The organism is Streptomyces sp. NPDC004721 (assembly GCF_053601495.1).
Map to the genome: position 1 here is coordinate 1 of NZ_JBSGBZ010000081.1, position 26,964 is coordinate 26,964.

The following is a 26,964-nucleotide window of genomic DNA, read 5'->3' on the forward strand; positions in this document are numbered from 1 at the left end:
AGGGGTGACCGCGGTGGACGCATCCGCAGAGATACTGCTCAACTGATCAGGCAACGGGCTTCCTTGGTCGTGCTGGTGTCGTAACCGCGTCACTACCAAGGGGCCCGTTCTCTCATGCCCGCGACCGCACCCGAACCTCCGTCCAGATGATCACCCGCTGCCACTCGAACAAGATCCGGTTTGCCACAACGCTCTGAGTGTCAGTGGCGCGGCCTCAGCGACCTGGCGATTGGCGCTGACGGGTGGTGCTCATTTTTTGCTGACGTGAGTGACGAGAGGCCAGGTCATTCTCACGCCGACTGCCAGGAGGTGGCTCGTCGGCGTCCGGGACGCGCAGGGCATCACGAGATGCAGGATGAGCCGGATGCGGCCATCGAGCTCCCCACAGGTGCTGGCAAGACCCTGCGCGGCGCTACGGTCGCAGGGAGGGTGGAGCGCCGGCCCATGTCCAGCCAGGACGTCACGGCCATCCTCTAACTACGGCGAACGGTCGCATCGAACAAGGGGTCAGGCAGCAGGGAGCCGATGGGCGGCCGTGACCCCGGCCAACGGTGGCTGTCGGGGTGGGCCCGGGCGGCGCGGTCCGCCGCCGAAAGGCGCGAGCCCAGCCGTGCTGCGCGAACTGGGTTCTCCAGGCGTCTTTGGCTTTTCGCTGAGCGTCTCGCCGGACCACGCGGCTGTCATCACCCACACGGGGGTGGCGCTTGTTCACGCCGCGGCGTCCGGGCCACCGGCTTCGACGAAGCGACGGCTCGCGGGGGCCGAGGTCACTTCTTCGACAGCCAGGCGCTGAGGGCATCAATGAGCCGGTCGAGCGCGGGCTCGTCGCCGGAGCGGTCCGTCATGACCGTACGGCCGTTGAACTGCAGTGTGTACTGGAACATGTCGACCGCCCCCATGTTCATGGTGAAGTCGGGAACGTCGGCCAGCGCCGGATCTCCGAGCAGGGTACGCAACTCCTTGAACTGGGCCGCGCTGGTGCGGCGGACGACCGGCTGGCCCTTCTCGCTGGCGTAGACGGTGCCGTCGCCCCGGAGGATGACCAGTTGGTGGACGCCCGCGAAGCCGCCAGTGACGGTCATGGACACCAACTTCTGATCGGGCCCAGCGACGGGGACCGGGGTCGGGCTGCCGGGAGCCGAGGGGGAGGCGGTGGGCGTGGTTGGGTCGGGTAACGGCGACGCGGCGGAAGTGGTCACGGCGTCCGTCGACGCGGCCGTCGGCGGCACCGCACTCCCGCCGCCCTCGAACGAGCAGCTGATCAGACCCAGCAGACCAGCCGTGACCACCGCCGCCGCCGCGGCCGCACCCCTGCCCAGCACAGCGCCCCCGCTCGTCGGTCCCCTCAACTGCACTGTGAGTACCACGGAACCGCCCGTTCCGACCCCGCGGGCCTGCGCCGGCGGTCGAAACGTCGATCCGCCGACACCGACAGTGGGAACTGCACAGCGGAGGGGGTGCACCTTGCCGAAGCGCTCAGATCCACTTCAAGGAATCGACGAAGTGGCGTTCGTGAGGTGACGGAATGCCGGTTCAGCGGGTTAGCGAGCCCGGCGACGCACCTCGTCGCAAGCGGACCGTCCCGGAGCGCGCGCACCAGGGGGGAGACCTACCGCAGAATCGGACCGGGCCCGGTAGTCGAGGTTCTGGCCGGGACGACGCGGCGAGGTCGCCGTAGCCCATGCCGGCCAGCGGAACACCCTCGCCACGGCGGGGAGGACCCCAGGCAGCCCTCCACATAGGTGGACAGGAGGCGTCGTGATGACCGTGGTTAGGCACGCATGGTCGGAGTATCCCTGCGGGGGCTCCGGGAGGCGTGGTGATCTGCGCTGATGCTAGTGTCCTGAGTCTTTGATTCGGTTCAGATATCCGGTGAGGCGTTCGAAGATCTCGTCAGCGGTTTTCGTCCAGCTTGAAGGTGTCCACCAGATGCGGTTTTGGGGCCGAAGGTCCGCCAGATCCGCGAGACGGTGGACTGGCTCAGGCCGCTGGCCGCGGCCATTTCCCGCGTCGACCAGTGCGTGGCGTTCTTCGGAGTGGTTTCCAGGGTCCGCACGACCACCTCCTCCACCTTCTCGTCGCTCACCGTGCGCGGCGGACCGGGCCGTGGCTCGTCGGACAGACCCTGGAGCCCGTCGGCCGCGAACCGTTTACGCCACTTGGCCACAGTGACCGGATGGACCCCAAGCTCCGTTCCTACTGCGGTGTTCGAGCCGCCATCAGCGCACGCGAGCACGATCCGGCACCTCAACGCCAGAGCCTGCGCGGACGTTGCCCGCCGTGACCAGCGCAGCAGCGTCTCTCGCTCCTCATCCGTAGGCGCTGTACAAGTGTCTTGGGATTGCTCTTGGCCCACTGGGCGACCCGCTCTTGCAGCGGGTAGAAGGCTCGGCTGCTGTCACGGGCTTCCATAAAACCGTCGGTGTAAAGGAGCAGAGTGTCACCGGCGTGGAACGAGAAGGTATGCGTGTCGTAGGTCTCCGGTCCCAGCCCCGACATGCCCAGTGGGGGTGCCGGGTGTGAGCTCGTTACGGGTTTCACGTGACCGCGCCTGAGGAAGGGCGGCGGGTGCCCGCAGTGCACGACCCGCGAGACGGGACTGTGATCGGGGATCTCCAGGAGTAGCGCGGTGATGAAGTGCTCCTGGGCCTCCTCATCCGGCACCGGGAATCCGGTGAGGCAGCGGCAGACGCTGCGGTCCAGGGCCTCCGCGAGGGCGGGCAGCGTGGCGTGGTGGCAGGCGGCCTCCTGAAATGAGCCGAGCAGTGTGGCCGCCTCCCCGATCGCGGCCAGTCCCTTTCCCCTCACATCGCCGACGATCACACGCGTACGGTCCCCGGTGCGCGCCACCGCGTACAGGTCGCCACCGATGCATGCTTCCTTCTCGGCCGCCAGGTATGAGGACGCGAGGTGCAGGGGACCGAGCCGGTCGGGCAGCGGGCGCAGCAGGGCTCCTTGGGCGGCCTCGGAGACGGACGGTACCTGGGCCAGTTCCGCCGTCCGCCGGTCGCGAACCAAGCACACGATCACGGCGAAGACCGACAGGATCGTGAGCGCGATGATTTGCGAGATGTGGTTGGTGGTGGCCACTCCGCCCTGGAGTACAGCGAGGAGGACCTGGGCGCCCACCGCCAGTGCCCCGATCAGTCCAGTCAGCCGGTAGCCACCGAACGAGGCGGTGATGGCAGGGGCTACGACGAGTAGCGGGCCAAGGTGGACGGATTCCGGGGATCGGAGATCCGCCAGGATGATCGCGACGATCAGTGCAAGCGGATTCGCCACCAGCGCACGACTGCCACAGCTGCCGTAGATGGCCGGGTGCTGCCCGAGGCTCATCCTTCCAATGCGCACTATCCGCTCGGAAACCATCCGCGGTCACCGGGAAAGCGGCCGTCGCTGACAGTCTCGGTGCGATCGCAGAGCGTGAGTGTCGTGTCCTGGCCGGGAGTCCCGGCTCTTGGGGAAGGTTTCGGCGGGCGATCGCCTTATACGTGACGTGGTCGTAGCATGCCTGGAGGGCGTGTTGCGCCTTTGATAGAGGTGACCGCTGCGAGCGCGAGGAGGTGAACGGGATGAGTTCCTGCAGCAGTAGTCCCAGCTCCCATTCCGTTGCACCCGAGGCGCCCGGCGGCCACCGTGCCGCCACCGCCGTCTGACGGCCTGCCTCGACTCGATGTGCGAAGCACCTGGCAGTGAGCATGTTCGTCGCCGGCGCGCCTCGGGTGCCGATCAGGCGGAGGTGCGTCATGACGATCATCATCACGCTGCCCCGTTTCTCTGTTCCTGCGGTGACTGAGCGTGGTCTGCGGCAGCTGCTGCTGCCGGTCGCCGAACCGGCGATCCTCGCCCTGGCCGATGCCTGTGGCATCGGGATGCCGGTGAGCCTGCTGTGGCTCAGCATCAAGCTCGCCCGGTCGTCCACTCAGCGCTGATCGACAGCGCGGCCCCTTGGAGGCAGACGGTGAACGGTTCGCGGGACGAAGCCCGCCTGGCGGTCCGCCGGGCGGGCCAACGGCTTACCGAGGACGCGGCTGCGTTGATGGCCGCGTCCGGGGAGGCTGCCGAGATCGGGTTGGAGACGCGTGCGGAGGAACTCCGACGTGCCGTTCTTGTTGCCTGGAGCGCCGGTGTGGCGCCCGAGGATATTGCCCACGACGCCGGTGTGGAGGTCGGTGTGATCCATGACTGGGTCGGACCGGGCCATGGCTCGTAGCCACGTCAAGAACCCCTCAAAGATGTACGCAAGCCCATAGGCCCGCAGTTCCGTTGTCTCGTCGGCGCCCTCGCGGCGGGCCTACCGGGGGCCAGTGCGCACGCAGCCACAAGGGGAGGAACTGCCGTGGCACGGGAGCTGATCCTTGCATGTCCGGGATCAGCCGGAGCTGCTGGCCAGACCGTTCGGGAACGCCAGCGGCACGTCCGGCGTCGGCTTCGGCGCAGACGGCACCGGCGCAAGCGGCTTCTCCTCCCGCTTGGGCACGCCCGCCCAGTCCTTCCACGCCTGCACCGTGGCGAAGCGAGGTGATCATCGCACGACCTTGATTCACTTTCGAACAGGTCATAGCGGCTACTGGCTCAGTTCGGGGTAGTAGGTCAGCTGGTACGGCGACAGCTGGGAGACGGCCAGCTCGCCCCCGCCCCGGCAGATGGGGCAGACGCGTTGCCTGCCGCACTGGCGGCAGGCAACGCGTCTGCCCCATGGGGCTCGCTGGGCACCCAGCCGCGTCCACCGCAGCCGTGGCAGGCGCCAAGGCCGTCACACTCGTAGCAGAGGACGTAGCCGGGTGTGAGGGTCTCGGGCGTCCGGACCGGCTCCGGCCACTGGAACTCCTCGGGCTCGCGCAGGGCCAGGGCGGGGGTCTGCCCGCTGTAGAGCACGGTCGAGTTGTAGTCGCCCGTGCGGACTTCGATGCGGGTGCCGTCGGGATGGCGGGCGGTGAGGACGTACGTGCATTTCGTGCCGTCGATCTCCTCCTCCAGCCCCACGATGTCCCAGTCGGCCGGGCTGAGCAGGCCGGCAGCCCGGGAGGCGACGTCGGCAGCGCCGACCCCTTCGGGGCGTTCCCCACGGAACACGGCCGAGTAGCTGTGGCGCAGAGGTTCGTGCCAATCGGCGATGTTCGTGCGGCGCCGCACCGGCTCGTCGAGGAAGAGGAGGCCGAGGTCGGCGCCAGGGGTCAGGTTGTCGATCAGCTCGACGAGCTGCGCACGCAGGGCACGCCCGAGCCGGTCCAACTCCTCACGCCCACCAGGTATTTCTCCCACTGGAGCCCTCTTCTCTCGCTTGATCACGGGCATCCTATGCGGGTGAGAACGGTGAGAGCACAGGCAGAGGCGCGTACTCAGCTGCTACGGCACTTCACGGAGACGCTCCGTGCGCTGCCCCCGGAACTGTCGCTGGCGCTACGGCATCCGGACCTGCCTCACGCGGGCCTCCACCGCGGGGTTGTCCTGTCCGAGGACCTGAACCATCCTGATGACGGCTGGGCGACCTTCGACATCCGGTACTGGGTGATGGGAACCACGCCGGACACATGCGACCGGTATTTCGACCTGGTCACAGGGGTGTGGCGCGAGTGGGGCCGGGCGACCAGGGAGGGAGGGGCTACCCGTACGCGCACGGGTTGGGGACACCCCCGTCTACCGCCTCGCCCTCACGCGGAGTGTGAACGGCTACCTGAGCATGGCCGGCTCGACACCGCTGTTCCTGCGGGACTCGGTGGTGGGGAAGCCGATGCCGACGCGGATTGCTTGGCGGGACGGGGAGGCGGTGTCCCCTTTGTCGTCAGGCTCGCGGAGTGAGTGGTGTGCATCATGAAGTGGCGGGTCACGGACCTGGTGTGCGTCGGTGTCGGCGTGCTCACGCTGGTTGCGGGCGGATGACTTCTAGTACCAATGCCATGTAGTGAGCGCTGTCCGACTGGTGCGGGGCCGGCCGCGCCGGCCCCACTTCGGCCGGCCTCGCCTGGTCCCTGCTCCGCCGGCTGAGCAACCGCGTTTAAGGTGGCCGCCTGGATCAGCCTGCGTAGACGCGGTGAACGAACTCGGCGAGCTGGTCGTCGGTGAGGTGACGAGCGACGTCCGCCTCGCTGATCATGCCGATCATGCGCTTGTCCTTGAGCACCGGAAGACGCTTGATCCGGTGGTCCTCCATCTCACGAAGGACATCGGAGACATCGGAACCGGCGTCGATCCAGCGCGGCGTGCCCTCGCACAGGTCACCGCACGTCACCTGCGCGGGGTCGTGACCTGCGGCGATGCATTTCACTACGATGTCACGGTCCGTGATGATGCCGCACATCCGGTCGTCGTTGTTCGGGTCGCTGACCGGCAGCGCCCCCACCTCGTGGTCCCTCATCATCTGCGCGGCGCGGTCCAGCGTTTCGTTGAGGGGAATCCACTGGGCTGCAGGGGTCATGATGTCTTTGGCAGTCGTCATCGTTCGGCTCTCCACTGTGTGCGGGCTTTGGCCAGGCCCTTGTCGGCGGCCACGCCCACCCTCCGACTTCTCCTCGTTTCCTCTTGCCTGGCGCTTTCACCAGCGCCGTTTGGGCATCCATGGCGTCTCGGCAGGACGTCAGCGCCGCCGACGCGCGATCACCGTGAACGAGGGTGCTGCCGGGGTCGCGCTGCACGGCTACGCCTGCGGCCACCGCCCTTACTCCAGTGTCCGACGAGAGGTCCAGGTCTGCACGTCGTCTCCCCATGGTCCTGCCGTCGCCATGCGCTGACGGATGGCGGCCGGTGCAGTGAGCGGTGACCGCCCGGTCTGCACGGCGTCGCCTACCGCCGGAGCCCTCATGTCATAGCGGTACCGGCGACGTCATGGGTATACGTGACACGCCTGCTCCCGCTTTCCTGGCTCCCGTCACATGGCGTGGGTCAGCCGACCGGTCGTACGGTCCGCTTCCAGTAAGCCGGCATGCCAGACCACCGGTGCCCCAGCAGGTCGCACCGGCTTCTCCCCACCACTTACGGGAGTTCCTCCATGCGCTCCTCCACTCTGCGGAGACTGTTCAGGCGCACCGCTCTGGCCGCCGCGATCGGCGGCTTCGCCGCGGGACTGACCACGGTCACCGCCCTCGCCCCGACCGCCGCGACCGCCGGCACCCTTCAGCAGGTCACGAACTTCGGATCCAACCCCGGCAACCTGGCGATCTACGAGTACGCGCTCGCGAACCTCCCCGCGAACGTGCCGATGGTCGTGGCCCTGCACGGCTGCAGTCAGTCGGCGAGCGACCACCATGCGCATTCCGGCTGGCAGAAGTTCGCCGACCAGTGGGGCTTCCCGGTGGTCTACCCGCCGACCAGCGCGGCCAACAACCTCCTGTTCTGATTCAGTTGGTCGGCCCCGCCAAGGACAGCCGCGGCAAGGGCGAGGCGGCCTCGGCCATGCAGATGGTCGACACCGCCGCGGCGCAGTTCGGCTCGGACCGCGGCCGGATCTTCGTGACCGGCCTGTCCGCCGGCGGCGGCATGACCGCCGACCTGCTCGCCGACTACCCGGACGTGTTCGCCGGCGGCGTCGTCGACTCCGGACTTCCCGCATGGTGCGCCACCAGACAGGCCGCCGCCTCCGGTTGCCAGTGCAGCAGCCAGAACCTCACCCGAAGCAGTGGGGCGACAAGGTACGCAACTCCTATCCGGGGTACGGTCCGTGGCCGCGGGTCGCGACCTGGCAGGGCTCCTCCGACACCGCCGTCGTCCCAGCCAATGGCACCGGACTGCGAGACCAATGGACCGACGTCTGGGGCATCGGTCAGACGGCCTCCAGCACCCAGAACCTGCCGGCGGACCACCAAGAGCATCTACAACGACTCCGCAGGCAAGCCCGCCGTCGCCCTCTTCTCGGTCTCCGGCATGGGCCACGGCCTCGCCGTGAACCCCGGTTCGGGCGCCTACCAGTGCGGCACCACCGGGGCCTACTACCTCACCTACATCTGCTCCAGCTACCACACCGCGAAGTTCTGGGACCGGGGACCGCAAGCGAGTGGCGGATCTCGATGCGGGACTGCGGCCTGCGCTGCTGGCGCACTCACCGCGGCCGCCCGCGCGACGGCCCGGACCCCGTCATGCCCCAGCATCCGAGCCTCCGCTTCCAGCATCAGCCGCCGCTGCCGCTCGTCCAGGTGTGGAAACGCTGCGAACTTCATGGCGAGTTGGGCTTCCCTTCATGACTCCGCTGATTTTGGAGCTGCGGCTCTCGCATTGGTTCAACGACCGGTCTGGACCAAGGCCCATGCGGTGACGGAAAGTTGAGTGCGGCCTTGGCGTCCGGGTGACCACCAGCCAGTCCAGGTCGTACGAGCGCCGACACACCCGCTGGTCGTCAAGCTGAGGGGACGCACCGCGCCGCGCCGTATTTGGGGCCTTGGTAACGGGCATGGCTGGTGTGCCAGATGAAGGAGCGGGCGATGCCCTCCAGGGCGCGGGCGTGGGCTGTGAGCGTGCTCGGGGGATCGCAGGCGAGGCTTGTGATCCATTGCCGGGCGACGGCTGCTTCGTTTTCGCACATACCGCTGGCGCGTGCAAACGCCTCCTCGAGGTTTCCGCCGTGCCGCTCCCGCAACAGCGTGGGCAGACTCAACGGCTGCACCGGCCCTCGCGCCACCTCACGCTCGTAGGAGGCCAAGTCGTTGACCCAGCCCGCGAGATTTGCCACAGCGGTCTCCAGATGCCGCACCGGCGCCAGCACCCGCTGCGCGTCCGCCAGTTCGTAGTCCAGGACAATCTCCGCCGCAGCAATGATCGTCCTGACGAACACGGTGTGCGGACGCATCTCCAGATAGGTCGCGAGCGCAACTCTCTCCGGCTCCGCCACATGGTGTGCCTCCCAGACCAGAGCCATGATGGTGTCGCGCAGGCTTGCGGCAAGTCGGAGGTACGCGGCCGGGCCGGTCCGGGCCCGGAAACCGGCAAGCAGGTTGTACAGGGCGGCGGGGAACGGGTTCATGAGGGGAGGCGGGCTGCCGCCGGCCAGGACAAGCATTAGCTCAGCGGTGCGGTCGACAAGAGCAACCGGGTCGCCGCCGGCGTTGCCCTCGCCGTGCACGTCGTCGAACGCGGTGAGCCATAGCAGGAGTTCCGCGAACAGAACCAGATCGTCCGCGTCGGCGGTCGGGAAGGTACGCGATGCTCCGTGACTCGTGATGTTCACCAGAACACTCCTGGCCTTGGCGGAGGGGAGCAGCGGATATTCCTCCAGCCAGCCGAGGAGTTGGCGCTCCGTGTGATCCCCGTGCGGACTCGCGGGGAACGGACCGGGGAACGTGGCGGTGAAGTCTGGCTGAGGCAGATTCGTCGCCGCATCGCCGGTGCTGGTCATACGGCCTCCCGATGGTGGCGCACGGGCGTCCGCGCCTCGGCGGTCATGCGCAACGTGGACGGATGCAGAGTGATCGCTCCGACTGGCCGAACGGCAGGTCCTGGGACGGGCCGCAGCCGCCAGCGGGACGCGATGAGGGCCGTGATCAGGGTCGCTTCGGCCAGGGCGAACTCGTTGCCCATGCATTGCCGCTTTCCGGCCCCGAACGGAATGAACGCCCCCTTCGGGGGCTGCGGACGCTCTGGCAGCCAACGGTCGGGATCAAAGCGGAGTGGGTCAGGGTACAGGCCGGGATCACGGTGCAGCGTGTAGGGGCTCCACACGATGTCCTCCCCGGCCGGCAGATCCACGGCTCCGAGCCGCACGGGCTCGGTGGTCTGACGGGTCACCAGCCATGCCGGGCTGTACAGGCGCAGACTCTCGTTGACCAGTCTGCGGGTGAACGTGAGCCGCGTCAGAGTCTTCGTGGTCAAGGGCTCGTGCGTGAGGACCGTGTCGGCCTCGCTGTGCAACTGCCGCTCCAGGTCCGGGTTACGGCCCAGCTCGTGGAATAGCCAGGTCAAGGTGACCGCAGTGGTTTCCGAACCTGCCGCGAGCAGGCCCGTGACCTCGGACAGGATGTCCTCGTCGGCCAGCGGCGTACCGTCCGGCTCCTGGGCGGACAGAAGTAGAGACACGATGTCGTCGTGGGCATCCGGCCGCGCCAGGTGGTCGGCGATGACCTCACCCACAGCAGCACGCATCACATGGCGGGCACGCCGCGCCCGCCGGTTCCCCCGGGTCGGCAGCCGTTCGAGGAGGGGGAGTGGCAGCAGGGCACGGCGGAGTGCCGCGGCGAACAGGGTGTCGACGCTCTCGAGGATCGCGTGCCCGGTGTCGCGGTCGGGAATGGTGGAGAACAAGGCCCCCATGACGACGTTCTGTGTCATCAACTGCATCTCGGTCTTCAGATCCAGTGGCCCCATGCTCTGCCATGCCGCGATCATCGGATCGACTGTGGTGTGCATGGTCCGGATGTACTGGTCGACCTGTTGGTGGTGGAACGCGGGCTGCATCAGGCGGCGGCGCCTCAGGTGCCGGCTGCCCTCCGCGACCGGCAGGGCATCCTTGCCGAAGAGCTTCAGCTTCTCGAACAGGAGCCCTTTGCTGAAGTGCCCCGATTTGCTGGTGAGCATCTCCTGCAAGAGCTCGGGAGAGTTGATGACGGTCACGGTCTTCGGGCCGATCGAGATACGCACGATCGGCCCGTGCTCGCGCAGGCGCTGCAGAAAGGCCAGACGGTCCCTTGCCAGAGGCACCGCGTGTCCGATGAGCGGCACACGCCCTGGAGCGTATGGCGGAACGTGCGGGTCGGCGTTCACGGTTGGTGCCTCCGTCTGTGATCCGGGCTGAAGGGGCGGCGGGACGGTTCAGGGCCGGCGTGTCTGCAGCAGCTCAAGCGCGGCGGTGACCTCGGCCTGTGCCATGGCCTGGGGGGCGTAGAGGGTCTTGTCGTGCCAGAGGGCAGGGTGGTGGTGGCCGGAGGAGTGGACGGCTTCGCGCAGGGTGTCCTCGGCGAGTTTCAGGGCCTGGGTGGCCTCTGGCCTGCCCGCGTGATCCGGGGACTTGAGGAGGATGTTCACGGCATAGGCGGTCTCCTCGGCGGTGCCACCCCACACCCCCCAGGATCCGTCGTCGCTCTGAGCGGCCAGTACCCAGTCGGCGGCCGAGCGGACGGCGTCGCGGGTGGTCGGGCCAGTGTGCCCGGAGAGAGCAGTGACGCACCGTTCGGTGGCGTAATAGGGGGACGCGTGCCACTTGTCGCGCCAGGCGCCGTCGGGTTGTTGCTGGGCGAGGAGCCAGTCGCGGGTCAGGTCCATACGGGCCTGGAGAGCGTCACCTGTCGTGGGCCGGTGGCTCAGCCAGGCGGTGAGCGCCTGGAGGGCGTGGGCGTTGGCTGTGCTGGAGCCGGTGTCCTCGCCGACATAGCAGTCGTAGTGGTCGCCGGCCTCGAAAGCGGACAGCGGGGAGGGGTCGCGGGGCGAGCCGGCGAGGGTGGACACCAGCACCGCCATGGCGGTGTCGTCGGTGTCGGGCAGCAGGCCGGGGGCGCCGCGTACGCCGGCGGCGTCGTAGATCTCCGCAGCCCAGGCGCGGACGGGTGGCACACAGGTGGCGGGCAGGCCGGGACGGGCCAGGGCGGCGGCGACCCAGAGCCGCTCGAAGACGGACATCGGCGTGGCCTCCGGGAAAAGACCGTCGTAACGTTCCGCCACGGCGGTCAGCGCAGTGACCGCCTGTTCCCGGCCCGCGTCGGGTCCGGTGGCCAGCCAGGCGGCGGTGGCGGCGGGGGAACTGCCCAGCAGCCCGCCCGGGACGCCAGGCACCATCTGCGGCAGGCGGCGCGCGACCCCTTCGAAGGTGTGGTGCAGCTTGAGTGGCACACCGCCGGCCACCTGGCACCGCTCGGCCACGCGGTCGGGCAGCGCCGCCTGAAATCCGCGCGGCTGAGCCAGGCGCGGCCCGCGGGCCCACGGGCCGAGCCGGGGCAGGGCCGCGACCTCCGGCTGGTCCAAGTGGTCGTTGATCAGGATGACCAGGTCGGGGGCGAGGATCTCGATGGCCGCCGTGTCCGGCCACCCACCGGTCCTGGACAGGTCCCGCAGCGCGGCGAGCCCGTTGTCCACAGCCGCGGCGAGCCGCTCGCGCGAGACGCCTGTGGCCGTGTCCTGGCGCAGCGTGGACAGGAGGGCTTCCGTGGCGCTGAGCGTCGGCAGCAGCCGGTACGGTGCGGGGCCCTCTCCCCAATTGCCGGCGGCGGACTGCTGCTCCAGCAGCCACGTCAGACGGCGTTCGTGTCCCTCCAGCCATGGTGCCCAGGAGGCCACCCGGGCCGTCTCATACACGGAGGGACGCACGTTGCCCCAGGGATCGTTGTCGACCGACGTCACCAACTCCTGGGCCCGCTCCACGTAGCTGTTCGTGTGCCGTGCCCGTATCGGGGTCGCCTGGCGGGATATGGAGCTCATGACTGCCTTTCCGTGGCCATCCATACGATCTGCCTCAGCGTCTCGGCGACGTCCCGGGGCAGGTCTGCTTCTTCCAGCGTGGCGAGAGCGGTGTCGCGCCTGGCGGTGATCATCTTTTCGACCCGCTGCCGCGCACCGGTGCTCTCCATGACGGTGCGGACCCGGTCGATGTCCTCACTCCCCAGTTCCGGGCTGCCGACCAGGGCGCTGAGCAGCTTCAGGTCGGCCCCGGAGGCGTCCTGGACCGCGAGAGCCAGGAGCACGGTGGCTTTGCCCTCACGGATGTCGTCTCCGACAGGCTTGCCGGTCTGTACCGGATCACCGAAGACGTTGAGCAGGTCATCGCGCAGCTGAAACGCTTCTCCCAGCGGGATGGCGAAATCGGTGCAGGTCTGCAGCAGCCGCGGATCGCCGCCGGCCAGGGAAACGCCGAGGTGCAGGGGCCGTTCCACGGTGTATTTCCCCGTCTTGTACCGGGCGACCCGCAGCGCGGCCTCGACGTCCCCGGACATCCCGTCGGTCGACAGCAGATCCAGGTACTGCCCGTAGACCAGCTCGGCGCGCATGCTGTCCACCAGCGGCAGGACCCGGGCCCGCGCCCGGGCTCCGAGCCCTGCGCCCGCCAGCATTTCGTCCGACCACACGAGCAAGAGGTCACCGAGGAGGACGGCAGCACCCCGGCCGTGCGCCTCCGCCTTGCTGAGCCGCCCACCGCCGCTCATGTACTCGGCGGCCAGTGCGCGGTGGGCCGAGGGCCGTCCGCGGCGGGTATCGCTGTCGTCCATGACGTCGTCGTGGATCAGGGCGAACGTCTGGAACAGCTCCAGGGCGGCGGCGACGCGAAGGACCGCGTGGGAGTCTCCCGGTGCGCCTGCGGCCTGCCATCCCGCCACGCACAGCAAGGGGCGCAGTCGCTTGCCGTTGGAGAAGAGAAGCCGGCGGACAGTGGTGAACAGCGGTGCCATTTCTGGGCCGAGCGCTGCCCGTTCCTGCACGTCGACGAAGTCCTCGAGTACCGCGTCTACATGGTCACGAACGGATATAAGGGTCGGAATATCGGTGTCCCACGCGGTACCAGCCATCGATGCACGTACCTTCCTTGAAGCGAGAATCCCACGCAAAATCGCCCTTTTCCCGTGGCCGGGCAGAACACGGCCCCCGGGTTTGCACCCCGGGGGCGGTCGGTCAGCTGTCGGTGTTGGTGATGTAGATCAGGCGGACATGGGGACGCTACCCCGCGTTGATCTCCGTGAATCCGGTGTCTGCGGAGTGAAACGGCAGGGCAGTGAGGTGAGGACGCGATAGATGGGGCCTGGCTGGTACGTCAGAGTGGCAGCCGGGACGGTGAGTTCGACGTCCGGCAGCCTGCCCATCAGCCGCTCGATGGCCGCGACCGACACCACGAACACGATGTCCTCGGCGGGGCAGGAGTGCGGACCGGCCGCGAAGGCGAGGTGTGCCTTGTAGTCGGAGCGCTGCTCGTCGGTCACCTGACCGGCGTGGGGGCAGGTGTTGACCGCTGCGTAGGAGACCATGATGGGCTCTCCGGCCTCGATGGCGCGCCCGTGGAACGTGACGGAGCGCCGTGCGCGGTGGAGGCTGTACATGGCCAGAGGCGGATCCGCCCAGAGCACCTCGTCGATGGCGTGCCTGATGGGCAGACTTCCGGTGGTGAGAGTGCCCCGGTACCGCTCGTCGGAGAGGATCTGCGCGAGGGTGTTGGCGATCAGGCCTGCCAGCGTGCCGTAGGCCGCGCCCTGAGTGATCAGTACCTGGTTGATCACCTCCTCCGGGCTGAGCCCGTGCGGGTGGTCGATGAACCAGGAGGTGAGGTCGCGGCCGCGCCGCGCGCTCTTCATGGCGTAGAGGCCGCCCAGATAGGCCGTGAGGGCCTGCTCGCCCGCCTCCTTGGCCTGTGGGACCGTACTCATCATCGCCTCGATCGCCGACAGGAGTTGGTCCGCGCCCTCGTCCGGCATGCCGAACAAAGTGTTCAGGACCATGAGCGGCAGCCTACGGGCGTACTGGGCGACCAGGTCGGCCCGTCCCATGTGAGCGAACTCGTCCAGAAGGGTGTCCGCGTGACGGCGCGTCACGTCCCGCAGGTACTGGGGGTCGAGGAGCGCGAAACTGTCGGTGATGACCTTCCGCAGATGCGCGTGTTCCTCGCCGTCGGCGAAGAACAGGCTGGGCCGCCACTGCAGGGGCTCCTTGACCGGACTGTCCGCCGGCACCGTCGTGTCCCAGCCCCGGGTGTCCTTGGTCCAGGTGCCGGGGTCCTGCAACAGGTCGAGAGCGGCCCGGTAGTCGGTGACCACCCACACGACGAGGCCGGGATCGATCTCGGCGCGGCCCACCGGGCCCTGTGCTCGCAGCAGTTGGTAGCTGCGCTGAGGATCGGCGGCATGCTCCGGTCCGTACAGCGGTACAGCGTTGGGGGCGGTCGTCACAGATTGTCTCCGGCACGGGTTACGAGGTGGGCGGCCAGCGCTCGCAGTGCGTTGAGGCTGGAGTCCCAGTCGCGCGCGTCGCAGATGACCATGGGGGTGTGGTCCTCGACATCGAGTTTGACGCGGAGGGTTTCCTCGTCATAGGTGGGGGATTCGGGGAATTGGTTCACAGCTACGGCGTAGTCCAGGCCGGTCTCCTCTATGAGGTCCATGACCTCGAAGGAGTCGGCCAGTCTCCGGGTATCCACGATGACGAGTGCGCCCAGGGCACCACGGGCGTAGTCGCTCCACAGGGGCTTGAACCGCCGCTGCCCGGGCGTGCCGAACAGGTACAGGACGATTCGCCCCTGCGCGATGGTGAGACGGCCGAAGTCGATGGCCACCGTGGTGGTCTTCTTGTCCGCGACCGCAAGCTCGTCGACATGGGCCGCCGCGTCGGTCATGACCTCCTCGGTGTGGAGGCTCGGAATCTCCGACAGGGTGCGGATCATCGTGGTCTTACCGATACCGAACGGCCCGGCCACCAGGATCTTCACCCGTTCGTGGTTCGAGTCCGGCAGGTAGACCGGCGCACTAGAGGGCGAGGAGCCCATGCATAACCTCCTCCAGGAGGGCCTTGCTGGGCCGTCCGGTGTGAGCGGTGGGAGCAAGGGCGTCCGGAAGCGGCGCGGCGGCACGCAGGAGACCGTCGGACACCAGCTGCGCGGCGAGCATCTTCACCACGCCGATCGGAAGACGCAGATAGCCCGCGATCTCCATCACGGTCAGCCCGCCGTCACTGACCAGGTCGAGAAGTCGCTGATGGGCGGGCGTGTGATGGGGCAGCGCGGGTCGGCCCGTGGCGGTTAACGCCGTCAGGTCTTCGAGCGTGCTGTGCTCGGGTGCGCTGACGCCTCCCGTGGCCAGGTAACTGGGGACCAGTCGTCGCGCCGGGCCCGGGCTCATGATGACGGGCCATGGGAGCGCGTGGGTACGGACATCAGCGCCTCGCCGAGGTTCTTTGCCTGCCGCGCGAGGGTGTGCGCGACGATGTTCATCGGCACATCGGTGCCGAAGGAAGCGGCGATGAACGCATTGGCTCCGCCGGCCGGCATGACCATAAGCGTTCCAGAGCCGTCGAGTTGGACCGTGATGGTGGAGATCGGAGTCTCCTCGGGTGCCTCGAGCGAGACGACGGCCGCCGCGCGCGCGGCGCCGTGCAGGGCGGACACCATGGCCGCCATACCCTCGGAGTCATCGCGGCCGAGGCTGCCCGAGGCTCCGACGACGATGCCGTCGGCGGACAGGATCAGAGCATGCCGGACGCCGATCTCGATGATCGGGCCCAGGACCCAGGACGGGTCGGGTATCTGCTCGCTGAGAGTTGACTGGGTCAAGACTTGTCCTTGTGCTCAGAGTCGGTTGCGTCACGTCCGGCGGCAACAGCCTGCTCGAAGTCACCCCATGCGGCGCCGGCCGCATCCGGGTCCACCGGTCGAGCCGTACGAGTCAGAGAGCGGCCACGGGAGGATCCGCTCCGGCGGCGGCGCTGGGGCAGCCCGCTGGCGTCACGCGGAGACGGCGCGCTGACGTCACGCAACCCCTCCCCGCGCTCCGCGGCGGAAGGAGGTACTGGCGTGCGCGGCGCCGGGGCCGGCAGGGCCGCCATCGCCGACGGCGGCTCCGCCTGCTCATCGATGGTGGTCAGCAGATGCTTCGGAACCGCCAGCACGGCACGAACTCCGCCATAGGGGGAGACCTGATCGACGGACACGTGGAAGCCGTGGTCGGCGACCAGCTGCCCGATGGCCGCGAAACCCAGAGCCGGAGGGTCGCCCAGCTCAGTGAGCAGCAGCTTGCCGGCATTCTCGCCGGTCACCAGCCGGGTGCCGCGCGTGACGGACTCGCGGGTCATACCCTTGCCCGCGTCGTCGATCTGGATGCACACGTTGCCGTTGTCCGTCTGCAGAAGGGTGACCTCCACCGCCAAGTCGCCCCGTGAGGACTCCAGCGCGTTCGCCATCAGCTCGGCGCAGGCCACCGCCACCGGTTCTGCGGCCCGGCCGACAATGCCCACCCCGCCGACCAGCAGTTTGGTGTGGACCTGGATCCGCTCGAATCCGTTCAGACGCGACGTGGCTCCCGCGACGACGTCCGGGAGGTGGGTGTCCGGCCGGACCAGGCCGGGCCACGAACCACTCACGATGGCCGCTTTCTGCACCAGCCGGAGGACCTGCTCGTTGAGCTGGTCGATACGGAAATACTCCCTGACGACCTCCGGGTCGCGGCAGTCGCGCTGCAGCTCGTCGATGAGCGTCTGCAGCCGGAAGCTCTGGGCCTGGATGGCTGTGCAGGCGCCGCGCAGTGCTGCTCGGGCGGCGGAGTCGATACGGCCGCGCTCAGCGATCAGTGTCTCCACGAACAGGTCGTGCGCCGCCTGGGCCTGTGCCGCGAAGTCGCTGTTGTCGTTCAACAGGCCGTCGGGCACGGGATGGTGATCGCTTATCAAGTGCAGAGCGGCGGCGGGCAGCCGACTGTTCACCAGGTGGCGCAGTTCTTCGAACTGCGCACTCTCGCGGGCCCGGAGGGTTGCCAACGCCTCATTCTGTTCCGCGATTTGTTGGGTTAGCGCCGCACAGCGACGCGACAGGCCCGCGCGAGATCTGGCCAGAGCCGCTGCGGCGACAGCGCCCGCCACGGTTGTCGCACCCAGCACCGCAAGGGCAGCTTCGGGATTTGATGTCACGGATAGGGGGTCCTCGGAGGGTCAGAGCCAGGCCCCGGCCGGCATCGGGCGATACAGCGGAAGCTCACGCCCGACAGGCAGACCTGGCGATGTGGGTAAGGAAGAGGCGCGCACGTCTGCAGGCCACCGCGTGGGACGGCCGGCTTCCCAGAACTCCGCGCTCCCAGGAGCCTGCCCCGCGGCAGGTTCGCGCCCAGAAACGGAACACGGACACGCCAGGCACACTGGGAAGCAAGGGAAGCAGGGCATTTCGCTCCGGTCGACAACGAGCAGACGATCCGGCATGTTACTCATAAGATGATCAGCGTGTGGCATCTTCACGCCGCGTCCACAATGCAGGTTCCAAGGGCAACCTGGCCGTCGAGGGCGGATCGGTGTGGCCGTGCTCGGCCAGGAGGGACCGGACTGGGTGAACGGCCCTGGCGAGAGTGCTGCCGTTGACTCCGAAGAGCCGGGCGAGTAGGTCCCGGGTGCCGACTTTGCACATGAGCACAGTGAGGCTTTCCCGGAAATGATCCTGTCTGGCGACAGGCTCCGCAGGTCGTCACGGTGACGAGCGGTGAAACCGGGACGGCGGTGCGCCAAAGGCGCGGGTGAAGGCGGCGGTGAACGCCGCAGGCGAGGCGTAGCAAAGCCGAGCCGAGACTTCGGTGACGGAGGCCGAACGCAGCATGGGGAGTGTCGCCAACAGCCGCGCGCGGGCCCGCCAACTGGCCGGGCTCTCTGCTGTCTCCCTGCGAAATCGCCGAGTGAAGGCACGTTCACTCATGGACGTCCGCGCGGCCCACGCGGCATTGGTGACGGTCACGTCCGGGGCCGCCAGGTAGGCGCGGCAGAGCGCCGCGAGGTCGGGAGAAGCGGGCATACCGATGTGGAACGGAAGCGGGGCGAGCGCGGCGATCTCGTGCAGCAGGAGCGCCGCGACGTGTCCGTCGCGTCCGGACAGTTCGTAGTCGGGCTCGAACTCGACAGCCGCCAGTAGCAGTTCGCGTAGCAGCGACGGCACGTCCACGACCGTGCAGGTGGCGGGCCACCACGGCACGGCCTTTGGCTCGATGTACAGGCTCCGGGTGCTCACCTGGAGCATCCGGACGCGGTGCCGGGTCGCAGCGGGGATCAAGAGCGCGCGCTCGGGCGGAACGGTCCAGGAGCCATCGGCGGTGTCGGCGACCATGACCCCGGTGGCGCCGTAGAGGAACTGCGCACGCCGGTGCTCGTGCCAGTCCAGCAGATGACCAGGCGCGTAGTCGGTGCCGATCGGTAGGACGGCCCGGTCGACGTGGTCCACATCGGTCAGGGAGACGTTCTTCACCCTCCTACTTTAGTGGCCGAGAATCAAAGGAATGATGCCGACCATCGCATGCGGGAACAGCTCTGAAGCTGGTGGAGTGGCCCCTGTGGATGTTGCGGTATTGCTCGGTATTGGAGTCCTCACCGGACTCACGACGGTGTTGTTCGGATTCGGCGGCGGATTCGTCACCGTTCCGGTCGTCATGTGGGCGGACGCCGGCCTCGGTTCGGATGCGATAAGAGTGGCGACGGCCACCTCAGCTGCGGTCATGGTGGTGAACGCCGGGTTCGCGACGGCCGTCACTCCACGGCACACCCTCGACAGGCTGAGGGGAAGCAGCACGCTGGTCCTGCTGCTGGCTTGCGGGGCCTCGGTCGGCGCGCTCGCCGCGCTTCACGCGCCGTCCGGGCCGGTTAGGTGGGCGTTCGTCGTGTACGTTGCCCTCACTCTCGCCGACCTGCTCCTGCGCCCAGGATTCCTACGCCCTCGTGCTCAGGAGACGACGACCGGCGGGCCGAAGCGGCTGCCGACCGCCTTCGGTGCGCCGATCGGTGCGGTGGCAGCTTTCCTCGGCGTGGGAGGCAGTGTCATGACGGTTCCGGCAATGAGACGGGCCGGGCACACAATGCAGGTGGCGATCGCACTCGCCAACCCCCTCACCCTTGCCATCGCGCTCCCGGCCGTCGCTGTCTCCCTGTGCACCTCCGCAGCTCCCGTCACCGCGCACGTACAGGCGCACCTGGCCGGCACTGTCGACTTCCGTGCCGCCGCGGTGCTCCTGATCGGTGCACTGCCCGTAATCGCTGCGCTGCGCCGCCGACCACCAAAGATCGCCGACCGAACCCACGCCCGGGCCTACACAGCGCTCCTCGCCGCAGTCATCATTGCGATGCTCTTGCCAAGATGACGGGCATCTGGCCGTCTGCTACGAGCAGCGCCCCAACGCACCGCAGTCCGCTTACGGGCCGTCCAAGGCGACCATTACCATGTTCGCCGTCGAAGCCGCCCGCCGCTGGGCCGGTGACGGCATTACCGTCAACGCCGTCATGCCCTGCGTGGTCCGCACCAACTGATGCGCCACGTCGATCCAGCACTCCTCGCCCGCTATGCCGACAGCGGCGCCCCCGCCCTGCCCTGGAAGACAGCGGAACAAAGCGCGGCCACCTCCGTCCTGCTCGCCGTCTCCCCGCACCCCGAAGGCGTCACGGGCCAGTACTTCGAAGACTGCCAGGAAGCGGAACCGCTACATCCGGACAACCTTCACGGAGGAGTCGCCGACGACGCGTTCGACGGCGCCGACGCCGCTTGCCTGTGGGAGCTCTCGATGAAGACCACCACACGGTCGTAGAGGCCGTCGATCCCGCACAGCCTGCCTTTGCGCCCGCCGACCCCAACGGTTGGCGGCCGCAAGGCATGTGCGGCTGAAAATCCCCCTGCCCGTGCCACACGACAGGGCCGACTCCACCCGTCGCCGTGGATTCCCCCGGCGGTCTCCCGGAGGTCGTTCAGCGGCCTGGAGATGGCCGGTACCGGCATCCTCCTGCCAGGCCGGTCAGAACGCCTCCACCGCCTCTGGGTCGAAGTAGTGGATGCGACCGACCGTGCAGGCCACCTCCGGATGCCGACACCCTCTGGCTGCTGCCCCCGCTGGGCGTACCAGTGGGCCACGGTGGCCGTCGACGCACCGGTGCAGGGGACAACCATGGATGTTTCACCGCATGGTGCCGGCGGTGCGGGCGGCGGCCAGCCAGTCGGGGAATTCCTGCAAGAGTTGGTCGAAGAGGTGGTGGTCCGGGATGGCTTGCGGGGTGCGGCCGGCGTGGAAGAAGCCTGCGTTGTCGACGATGCGGCGGGCCGGGACGGCGAGAGTGTCCAGCTTGCGCAGGAACGCGAACTCGTTGTCGTCGGGGTCGCCGAAGCCGATGAACTGCCGGAACAAAGGAAGACGAGCGGCCTTGCACAGGTAGCGTTCGGCAGCGAACTTGCTGGTGGGGCCGCCGTCGGTTTGGAAGATGACCAGGGCGGGACAGCGGCTGCCGGATCCCATGTAGTGGTCGATGACCTCGTCCATGGCCCAGTGATAGTTGGTGCGTCCCATGTGACCGAGGTTCTCGTGCAGTTTGTTGATCCGGCCGCGGTGCCCGCCGAGCGTCAGGTCCGTGGACCCGTCGACGTCGGTGGAGAAAAACACCACTGGAACGGTGCCGTCGTCATCGAGGTGAGCCGACAGCGACAGAACCTGCTCGGCCAGGTGCTGCATGGTGCCGTTCCGGTAATAAGGCCGCATCGACCCGGAGCGGTCCAGCACGAGATACACCGCAGCCCGCACCTCCTCCAGCCCATGCCTGAGCACACTGACACCCGCCGCCTTGTACAGGCTGACCAGATCGGGCGCCCTTTCCTGCACCTTGGTTCAGGCTGATGGCCGCGGTGCGCTCACCGCCATTCGTCGAGATCACTCCCACATAGTGGTGCTTTGCTTTTGAGTAGGTGCAGCGTTTGCCTACTTGACTGCGAGTGGTGTGGCTTGCTCTGCGCATCGTGCTGCTGGTCTTGGTAGACCTGATCGCCGTCGGCACTCTGGCCTACCTCTTCCACCATCAACTGGCCCATGGTGCCGGGGCGCGTGAGTGTCCTCTTGCGCAGGTCGAGTGCGGGCTTGTGCAAGAGGACGGTCTCGCGGTGGGCGGGGATGGCGTTGCTGTTATCTGTGCCCGGGTGTCATCGTGTCGTGGTGTGTTCCTTGGAGGGTGTCCTGCGTGTTGTCGGGGCGTCCAAGTGGACCACGACGGTGGTGTAGAAGCGATGTACGGCATCGTCGACGCTGCGGATGAAGCCGGTCTCGGCGTTGCCGCGGCCGCTTCCCATGCTCTTGAGCAGGGACAGTCGGAACCCGATGATCTTGGTGCCGTTGTCCTTGGGGAGCAGGTCCGCCGGTTCGGGGCGGAGCCGCTCCAGTGTTCCGCGCCGGCCGCCGGTTTCGCTGTCGACGAGGGTTTCGACGTGGAGGTCCGCCGGTGCCTCGGCCAGGCGGCGGACGAGTCGCTTGGCCCAGCTCAGGGGATAGCCCTGCTCGGGGGCCGGGATTTCGATGGAGGTGCGCAGTTTGCCGGTGCGCAGGTCGGCGCTGATGGCCAGGACGCCGGGGGTGCCGTCGATGCGCAGCTCCGCCTGGAGCTGTCCGTCGAGGCAGAGCTGGTCGGCGAGGCGGTTTCGTCGTTCCTTGGGGTCCGTTCCGCGCTTGGCGCGCTGGACGGGCAGGACCTTTTGTCCGAGCTCGCCGCCCAGCCTGAGGCAGACCTGGCGGATGAGCCGTTCCCAGTTCTCGACCACCTCCAGTGCCCGTGTGTCGCCCTGGCAGAGGGTTTCGTCGTCGATCCCGTTGCGCACGGGGACCCAGGCGGGGCCCATGTTCTGGAATCCGTGGCAGCCGGAGTTCTCGTGCTGCAGGTAGTGCAGCAGTTCCTGCAGAAGCCAGGCGTGCGCCGCGTTGCCCACTCCCTCGTGCCTGATCAGCATCTGCGCCTGGTGGGCGACTTCCGCCCAGGACAGGTGCCAGAGGGCCACCTTGTGCTTGCGCCGCTTGTCGATCTTGACGTCGACGAGCGGGCTGCCCTCCAGCGCGACGTCGTTCGTCAGCGTGATCACGGCCTCGTAACCGCGGCGCGCGGCGATGTCCATGTACGCCTGCACCTGGTCGGCCTTGAGCGCGTTGCCGTTGGTCTTCGTCTCGACCAGCGCGGTCCACAACTTGCCAGCCCGCTCCACGCGGATCACCCCGTCCGGGCGCCGCGGGCTGTCACCATGGGGCAGGGAGACCTCCGTGAACGTCTCCATGCGGCCCGCCGGAGCCCCGAACCCGGCGGTGAGTCTCCTGCTGAACTCCGGCACCTGCGCCATCACCGACAGCAGCACCGAGGTGGCACGCATCTCACGGTCCCGGTCGCTCTTGACTACCGAGACCGGGAAGAGCCTGGCCTGCTTCCAGGAGTCGTTCTCCGCCAGGGTCTTCTTGGCCGTCTTGGGAAGGGTGACCTTCTTCTTCGCGGTGCGAGGGCGAGCGGCCGCCTTCTTCGGCTCGACAACCTCGCCCTCAGGCTGGCGAGGAGCAGGGATGGCCCCCAGCGTCGCCTGCGGGGCCGGCTCCTCGGTCGGCACCGGAGTCGCCGTATCCGCCTGCCCGTCGGCTTCGGTGCCGTCGAGTGCTGCTTCCGCCTCCGCGGCCGCGTCGTCCTCGATATCGACGCCGAAGTCCGTCGCCAGCCCCGCAAGACCGGTTTCGTAGCCCTGCCCGACGGCACGGAACTTCCATCCCTCCCTCCGCCTGTACAGCTCGCCGAAGATGACCGCCGTCACCGAGTCGGCGTCATCGACGGCGAACCGCAGGAGGTTCTCACCGGCTGCGTCGGCCAGCGTGATCCTCACGTCCTCCAGCTCACCGATGCGGGCCCCGTCGTACCTGCTCGCAGCGACGACGATCCGGTCGATCCCGGACGGTACCGCGGTGAGGTCGAAGCTGATCCGGTCCTCGCTGCCGTCCGCCGTCGGCGTCTTGCCCAGAAGCTGCACGCTCCCATCAGTGGCCACCGGATGGTTGTAGAAATAAAAGTCGCTGTCGCTGCGCACCTTGCCGTTCGCGTCCAGCAGCAGGACCGACACATCCGCGTCGCCCTCGCCGGTAGGGCTGACCCAGCCCAAACTGACGATCACTGAACCGACGCTGTCGCTCAGGTCCGCCAGGGCCACATTCGCATGATCATTTCCTGCACAAAGCCCCCAGCGGCGCACCTTGGGCAGGCGGAAGATTCCGCCCCAACTATCCCTTGCGCGACACAAGATGACGAGTCGCGCGGAGAAAACTGTAATACGCACCGAGCTCGCTCGTGGAGGTTCCGTGAAGCCGGGTGCGCAGCAGGGCTGTCCCCCACTTGATCCGCGTCCTGCGGCACCACCTTCGCGAGCTTCAGTACCGCAGCGACGTCATCGACGGATGCCGGACTCGAGATGACGACATCACGCCCACAACTTCAGCAACCGGGCAAGTTATCTCTGATTTGGCTCAAACGGCTATTGGGGCATGTTTCGTGGGTCAACGATGCAAGGTATACCGAATCCCTCAGATCTTGCCGTCCTCGGCCCCGTGGCGGGAGTCGTGATCACGTCGATCTACGCGCCGCGTGCGATCTCTCGGTGTGGTGTCGGTGGTGGTGAGAGTCGGTGGTGGTGTTCTGGTCGGGGGTGTTGTGGTGCTGGTCAGTGGGGTCTTAAAGGCGGGGCTGGCGCTGTCATGAGGTGAGAGATTGATAGGCGGGATCGCTGTCGTGGGGCTTTATGCTGCTCGCCCTGCGGCGGGACCAGAAACTGACGACCCGACATGTGCGGTTGACGGCGGCGTCGTTAGAGGTGACGGAGCGCACGGTGTGGCGGTGGCTGGCCGTTGCCGAGTCCGCAGCCGCGGAGCCTGGGGCACGGGCTCAAAGCAAAGACCGCTTCACGGTCACTCCGGAGGTGCGTCGCCTGCTGGCGTTCTGGAAGGGCAATGTTGCGGCGGTCCATCGTGAGCTGACGGCCCGCGCTGCCCGGCAGTCTCCGCCCGCGGCTCCGCCGCGGTCGCTGCCCACCTTGCTCCGGGCGAGCCAGCGGGATCTGACGCCGGCCCCGTCCTGACAGGTCTACCGAGAGGCGGTAGTCCGTGTTGATGAGAACCCTAGAAAACCGCCAGGGCTACTCGTCGTCTCACTCGGTCCGATGTTCAACGGCTGGGGAGTTTCAGCGAGCGGCGCGCGCGTTGTCGACCGGGGCCGTCTGCTCGTGGAGTGCGCGGGCCATGCGCGGCCAATCCGCAGCTCCAGGCCGTTCTGGTCCCGGTCATCCCGAACGCACGCGCCATGTCCGACGCGCCCTTCGCGGCCGAGGTCGACCGCTTCAATGAACTCCTCCCGAAGGCGGTCGCCGAGCTCGACACCCCCTCGATCGCCCCTGCTGCTCGCCTCCCGCCCCGACGGCTGGGGTCGCCACCGGCGACACGTACGACGGCACCCAGCCGAACACCTCCGGCGAGCACAGGCTCGCGGCCGCCTTCGCCGACGCGATGCACCAGGCGTGGGGCCTGGGCGGCCCGTACACCGCTGAGGTCGAGCCGCGCGGGTGACGTATTCTCACGTCACCTGCCAAGTCTGCGGCCGGGGGATTCACACGGCCGGGGACGGCTCGACACATTGGGGATTCATTGCGCGCAATATCCATAGGCGCCGTACTCACCGGCGTCCTGGCCCTTTCTGCCTCCGCTGTCACCGCTCCGGCCGCGTACGCCGTGGAGACCGGTGTGGTGATCCAGAAGGTGTCTGTGAACGGGGGCAAGCCCATCGTCCTCGGCACCTCCCAGACCGAGTCGTTCACCATCTCGGTGACGGCTTCGGACGACTCGGGGATCAGCAGCAAGCTTGCGTTCTTCCAGATCAAGCGCGAGGTGGGGGAAAACTACTGGTCGTACCACGGCACCCCGACGTGCACCGCGAGCAGCACCACCACCTCCACCTGCAAGCTCACCTTCAAGCTCGACTCGGGTTGGGGCGTGCCCCGCAACACCCTCGCGGGTCCGTGGAATGTGGTCGTCCAGCTCCAGTCCAAGGACGGCGATCTCTACAACAACGGCGGCGCCATCACCCACCGGGTCCTGCGCCGCGGCAAGCTCAGCGTCGACGCCGGGCCCGAGCCGGTGACCAAGGGCAAGTCGCTCAAGGTCACGGGCAAGCTGACCCGCGCCAACTGGGACAAACGCACCTACGCGGGCTACACCAACCAGCCCGTGAAGCTGCAGTTCCGCAAGGCGGGCACCAGCACCTACACGACCGTCAAGACGGTCAAGACCAACTCGACGGGCAACCTGTCGACGACGGTCACGGCCTCGGCCGACGGCTACTGGCGCTGGTCCTTCGCGGGCACCTCCACCACGTCGGCGGTCAGCGCCACGGGCGACTACGTCGACGTGCGCTGACAACCCGGCACCTGCCGGTCCGCTCGGCCCGCCCCGGGCCGAGCGAACCGGCAGGGCCGTCTTGCGTCTCATTCAGGGCCCAGGATGCCTGATGGGGCGTCGCACGGGAAGCCGGCGCCCACGCCGAGCTCAAGGCCCGGGCCCCGACGGCACCTGGCGGGCGGAGGTGCTCCGAAGGTGACCTCACGGTCCTCCGCGTCGCACCAGTAGCGGTTGCGCACCAGACCGTTGTCGGGGGTGTGGATCCTGCGGAAGCGGACGCTGTGGTCTTCGGTCGCGCTCAGGACCGTGATCGGGATGCTGACCAGCCCGAACGAGATGGCGCCGTTGCAGATGCTCGCGGGCATGGGCAGACCTCCGGGGCCCCGAGCACTACCAGCCTAGAAGCCCCGTCACGGCCCGGCACGAGCACGGCCAGGCGCCCGCTGCGCGGGCCTACGGACACGTTCCTTGGCGGTTGGCCCAGGCCGTCGGCTACAGCGAGCGGGCTGCTTGGGCTGGTGGCAGTGTCTTGCGGAGGATGTAGTTGAGACCGAACTCGGTTTCGCTCGTGCGGACATCGGTGTACCCGAGTCTGAGGTAGAAGCCGTGAGCGGTGATACTCGCACCGGTCTCCATGTGGTCGTACCCGTCGCGCACGGCCGAGACTTCCACCTGTCGCATGAGTTGACGGCCAATCCCCTGCGCGGCGAAGTCGGGATCGACGAACATCGTGTAGACCTTGTTGCCTTCCCGGGAAACGGTGCCGACCACCCCGTCGCCCTCGGCCACGTAGATGAGGCGGCTTGCCGACAGCTCGATGAACCGCTCGGCCGTGAAGTGCGCGCACATTGTGTCGATGATGTGCTGGGGATAGTCGCGGCTGTTCACGTCGCGCAGGCATCGCTGAACGATCTCGGCGATCCGTGGAGCATCGCCTGGGCGGAATAGACGGACCCTGATCGCCACGGCGCCTCCTGGTCGTCGGCAGGACTGACCAGAGCATCTCAGATTCAGCCAGGCACCGTCGCGCGACCGCAATCGATCACGCCGACCGCGACCACCCTGACACCTGCCCGTTACTGACCCACGCTCCTAGTGTTCTGCGCCTGAAGTTCGATGAATATTTGTAGGCTGTCCGCGTGGCGCGTAGGGGACGGCCGGTGGCCGAGGTGACATTGACCGACGA

General features: G+C 67.9%; 23 protein-coding genes and 5 pseudogenes. 8 read left to right on the plus strand and 20 right to left on the minus strand.

The window, feature by feature from the left end:
• Positions 1–767 precede the first annotated feature (767 nt).
• The 3 genes from ACWEK3_RS38365 to ACWEK3_RS38375 all read right to left on the minus strand — a co-directional run bounded on the left by ACWEK3_RS38365 (position 768) and on the right by ACWEK3_RS38375 (position 3,336).
• Positions 768–1,082 carry a hypothetical protein gene (locus ACWEK3_RS38365; protein ID WP_402693308.1) on the minus strand — a complete coding sequence of 105 codons (315 nt, stop codon included), beginning with the start codon at positions 1,080–1,082 and terminating at the stop codon, positions 768–770.
• Positions 1,083–1,861: 779 nt separating this feature from the next.
• Positions 1,862–2,236, minus strand: coding sequence for a helix-turn-helix domain-containing protein (locus ACWEK3_RS38370; RefSeq protein WP_453251847.1), 375 nt, complete (start codon positions 2,234–2,236; stop codon positions 1,862–1,864).
• Positions 2,237–2,247: 11 nt separating this feature from the next.
• Positions 2,248–3,336: a PP2C family protein-serine/threonine phosphatase gene (locus ACWEK3_RS38375; RefSeq protein WP_453251848.1), complete on the minus strand. Its 1,089-nt coding sequence runs from the start codon at positions 3,334–3,336 to the stop codon at positions 2,248–2,250.
• 410 nt (positions 3,337–3,746) lie between these two features.
• Between ACWEK3_RS38375 and ACWEK3_RS38380 the strand changes: the two genes are divergently transcribed.
• Positions 3,747–3,932 (plus strand): GNAT family acetyltransferase, encoded by a 186-nt coding sequence (locus tag ACWEK3_RS38380; protein WP_453251849.1) that lies wholly within the window; start codon positions 3,747–3,749, stop codon positions 3,930–3,932.
• A 661-nt stretch (positions 3,933–4,593) separates the two neighbouring features.
• Here ACWEK3_RS38380 and ACWEK3_RS38385 read toward each other — a convergent pair.
• Together ACWEK3_RS38385 and ACWEK3_RS38390 are read right to left on the minus strand one after the other, a co-directional pair.
• Positions 4,594–5,265 carry a hypothetical protein gene (locus ACWEK3_RS38385; protein ID WP_453251850.1) on the minus strand — a complete coding sequence of 224 codons (672 nt, stop codon included), beginning with the start codon at positions 5,263–5,265 and terminating at the stop codon, positions 4,594–4,596.
• Positions 5,266–6,016: 751 nt separating this feature from the next.
• Positions 6,017–6,439, minus strand: coding sequence for a CBS domain-containing protein (locus ACWEK3_RS38390; protein WP_388729738.1), 423 nt, complete (start codon positions 6,437–6,439; stop codon positions 6,017–6,019).
• Positions 6,440–6,988: 549 nt separating this feature from the next.
• Between ACWEK3_RS38390 and ACWEK3_RS38395 the strand changes: the two genes are divergently transcribed.
• Both ACWEK3_RS38395 and ACWEK3_RS38400 read left to right on the plus strand, forming a co-directional pair.
• On the plus strand, positions 6,989–7,336 hold the full coding sequence (locus ACWEK3_RS38395; protein WP_453251851.1) for a PHB depolymerase family esterase: 348 nt from the start codon (positions 6,989–6,991) through the stop codon (positions 7,334–7,336).
• A 62-nt stretch (positions 7,337–7,398) separates the two neighbouring features.
• Positions 7,399–7,503: pseudogene (locus ACWEK3_RS38400) on the plus strand (PHB depolymerase esterase); the annotation flags it as partial.
• An 826-nt stretch (positions 7,504–8,329) separates the two neighbouring features.
• On the opposite strand, the gene ACWEK3_RS38405 reads toward ACWEK3_RS38400, so the two are convergent.
• From ACWEK3_RS38405 to ACWEK3_RS38455, 11 genes and pseudogenes are all read right to left on the minus strand, one after another.
• Entirely contained in the window at positions 8,330–9,325 is a 996-nt protein-coding gene (locus ACWEK3_RS38405; RefSeq protein ID WP_450546206.1) for a terpene synthase family protein, read from the minus strand.
• Positions 9,322–10,644, minus strand: a complete 1,323-nt coding sequence (locus ACWEK3_RS38410; protein WP_453251852.1) for a cytochrome P450 — start codon at positions 10,642–10,644, stop codon at positions 9,322–9,324. The genes ACWEK3_RS38405 and ACWEK3_RS38410 overlap by 4 nt, the downstream gene beginning before the upstream one ends.
• 90 nt (positions 10,645–10,734) lie before the next feature.
• Positions 10,735–12,333: a labda-7,13-dienyl diphosphate synthase gene (locus ACWEK3_RS38415; RefSeq protein ID WP_453251853.1), complete on the minus strand. Its 1,599-nt coding sequence runs from the start codon at positions 12,331–12,333 to the stop codon at positions 10,735–10,737.
• On the minus strand, positions 12,330–13,415 hold the full coding sequence (locus ACWEK3_RS38420) for a polyprenyl synthetase family protein (protein WP_450546200.1): 1,086 nt from the start codon (positions 13,413–13,415) through the stop codon (positions 12,330–12,332). The genes ACWEK3_RS38415 and ACWEK3_RS38420 overlap by 4 nt, the downstream gene beginning before the upstream one ends.
• A 129-nt stretch (positions 13,416–13,544) precedes the next feature.
• Positions 13,545–14,783, minus strand: a complete 1,239-nt coding sequence (locus tag ACWEK3_RS38425) for a cytochrome P450 (RefSeq protein ID WP_450546198.1) — start codon at positions 14,781–14,783, stop codon at positions 13,545–13,547.
• Positions 14,780–15,376: a GTP-binding protein gene (locus tag ACWEK3_RS38430; RefSeq protein WP_450546196.1), complete on the minus strand. Its 597-nt coding sequence runs from the start codon at positions 15,374–15,376 to the stop codon at positions 14,780–14,782. Before ACWEK3_RS38430 ends, ACWEK3_RS38425 begins: the two co-directional genes overlap by 4 nt.
• Entirely contained in the window at positions 15,357–15,728 is a 372-nt protein-coding gene (locus ACWEK3_RS38435) for a DUF742 domain-containing protein (protein WP_453251854.1), read from the minus strand. Before ACWEK3_RS38435 ends, ACWEK3_RS38430 begins: the two co-directional genes overlap by 20 nt.
• Complete coding sequence (locus ACWEK3_RS38440; protein WP_450546192.1) at positions 15,725–16,159, minus strand: roadblock/LC7 domain-containing protein; 435 nt, start codon at positions 16,157–16,159, stop codon at positions 15,725–15,727. The genes ACWEK3_RS38435 and ACWEK3_RS38440 overlap by 4 nt, the downstream gene beginning before the upstream one ends.
• Positions 16,156–17,508: an ATP-binding protein gene (locus ACWEK3_RS38445; protein WP_453251855.1), complete on the minus strand. Its 1,353-nt coding sequence runs from the start codon at positions 17,506–17,508 to the stop codon at positions 16,156–16,158. Before ACWEK3_RS38445 ends, ACWEK3_RS38440 begins: the two co-directional genes overlap by 4 nt.
• A gap of 301 nt (positions 17,509–17,809) precedes the next feature.
• Positions 17,810–17,989 (minus strand): annotated as a pseudogene (locus ACWEK3_RS38450) (ISAzo13 family transposase); the annotation flags it as partial.
• Positions 17,990–18,052: 63 nt separating this feature from the next.
• Complete coding sequence (locus ACWEK3_RS38455) at positions 18,053–18,820, minus strand: AraC family transcriptional regulator (RefSeq protein ID WP_450546188.1); 768 nt, start codon at positions 18,818–18,820, stop codon at positions 18,053–18,055.
• Positions 18,821–18,905: 85 nt separating this feature from the next.
• Between ACWEK3_RS38455 and ACWEK3_RS38460 the strand changes: the two genes are divergently transcribed.
• From ACWEK3_RS38460 to ACWEK3_RS38470, 3 genes are read left to right on the plus strand one after another with little or no spacing between them, the layout of a single operon-like run.
• Positions 18,906–19,706 (plus strand): sulfite exporter TauE/SafE family protein, encoded by an 801-nt coding sequence (locus tag ACWEK3_RS38460; RefSeq protein ID WP_453251856.1) that lies wholly within the window; start codon positions 18,906–18,908, stop codon positions 19,704–19,706.
• The gene (locus ACWEK3_RS38465; protein ID WP_453251857.1) at positions 19,684–19,872 is read left to right on the plus strand and encodes an SDR family NAD(P)-dependent oxidoreductase; all 189 of its coding nucleotides are present in this window, start codon (positions 19,684–19,686) and stop codon (positions 19,870–19,872) included. The genes ACWEK3_RS38460 and ACWEK3_RS38465 overlap by 23 nt, the downstream gene beginning before the upstream one ends.
• On the plus strand, positions 19,872–20,147 hold the full coding sequence (locus tag ACWEK3_RS38470) for a hypothetical protein (protein WP_450546186.1): 276 nt from the start codon (positions 19,872–19,874) through the stop codon (positions 20,145–20,147). The genes ACWEK3_RS38465 and ACWEK3_RS38470 overlap by 1 nt, the downstream gene beginning before the upstream one ends.
• 363 nt (positions 20,148–20,510) lie before the next feature.
• Here ACWEK3_RS38470 and ACWEK3_RS38475 read toward each other — a convergent pair.
• Together ACWEK3_RS38475 and ACWEK3_RS38480 are read right to left on the minus strand one after the other, a co-directional pair.
• Positions 20,511–21,258, minus strand: a pseudogene (locus ACWEK3_RS38475) (vWA domain-containing protein).
• A gap of 262 nt (positions 21,259–21,520) precedes the next feature.
• Positions 21,521–23,545 (minus strand): TerD family protein, encoded by a 2,025-nt coding sequence (locus ACWEK3_RS38480; RefSeq protein WP_453251858.1) that lies wholly within the window; start codon positions 23,543–23,545, stop codon positions 21,521–21,523.
• Positions 23,546–24,633: 1,088 nt separating this feature from the next.
• Between ACWEK3_RS38480 and ACWEK3_RS38485 the strand changes: the two are divergent.
• Positions 24,634–24,950, plus strand: a pseudogene (locus ACWEK3_RS38485) (hypothetical protein); the annotation flags it as partial.
• A gap of 78 nt (positions 24,951–25,028) precedes the next feature.
• Positions 25,029–25,796: a hypothetical protein gene (locus ACWEK3_RS38490; protein ID WP_453251859.1), complete on the plus strand. Its 768-nt coding sequence runs from the start codon at positions 25,029–25,031 to the stop codon at positions 25,794–25,796.
• A gap of 176 nt (positions 25,797–25,972) precedes the next feature.
• Here the strand turns inward: ACWEK3_RS38490 and ACWEK3_RS38495 are convergent.
• Positions 25,973–26,143: pseudogene (locus tag ACWEK3_RS38495) on the minus strand (Ku protein); the annotation flags it as partial.
• A gap of 127 nt (positions 26,144–26,270) precedes the next feature.
• The gene (locus ACWEK3_RS38500; RefSeq protein ID WP_453251860.1) at positions 26,271–26,744 is read right to left on the minus strand and encodes an N-acetyltransferase family protein; all 474 of its coding nucleotides are present in this window, start codon (positions 26,742–26,744) and stop codon (positions 26,271–26,273) included.
• Positions 26,745–26,964: the final 220 nt, after the last annotated feature.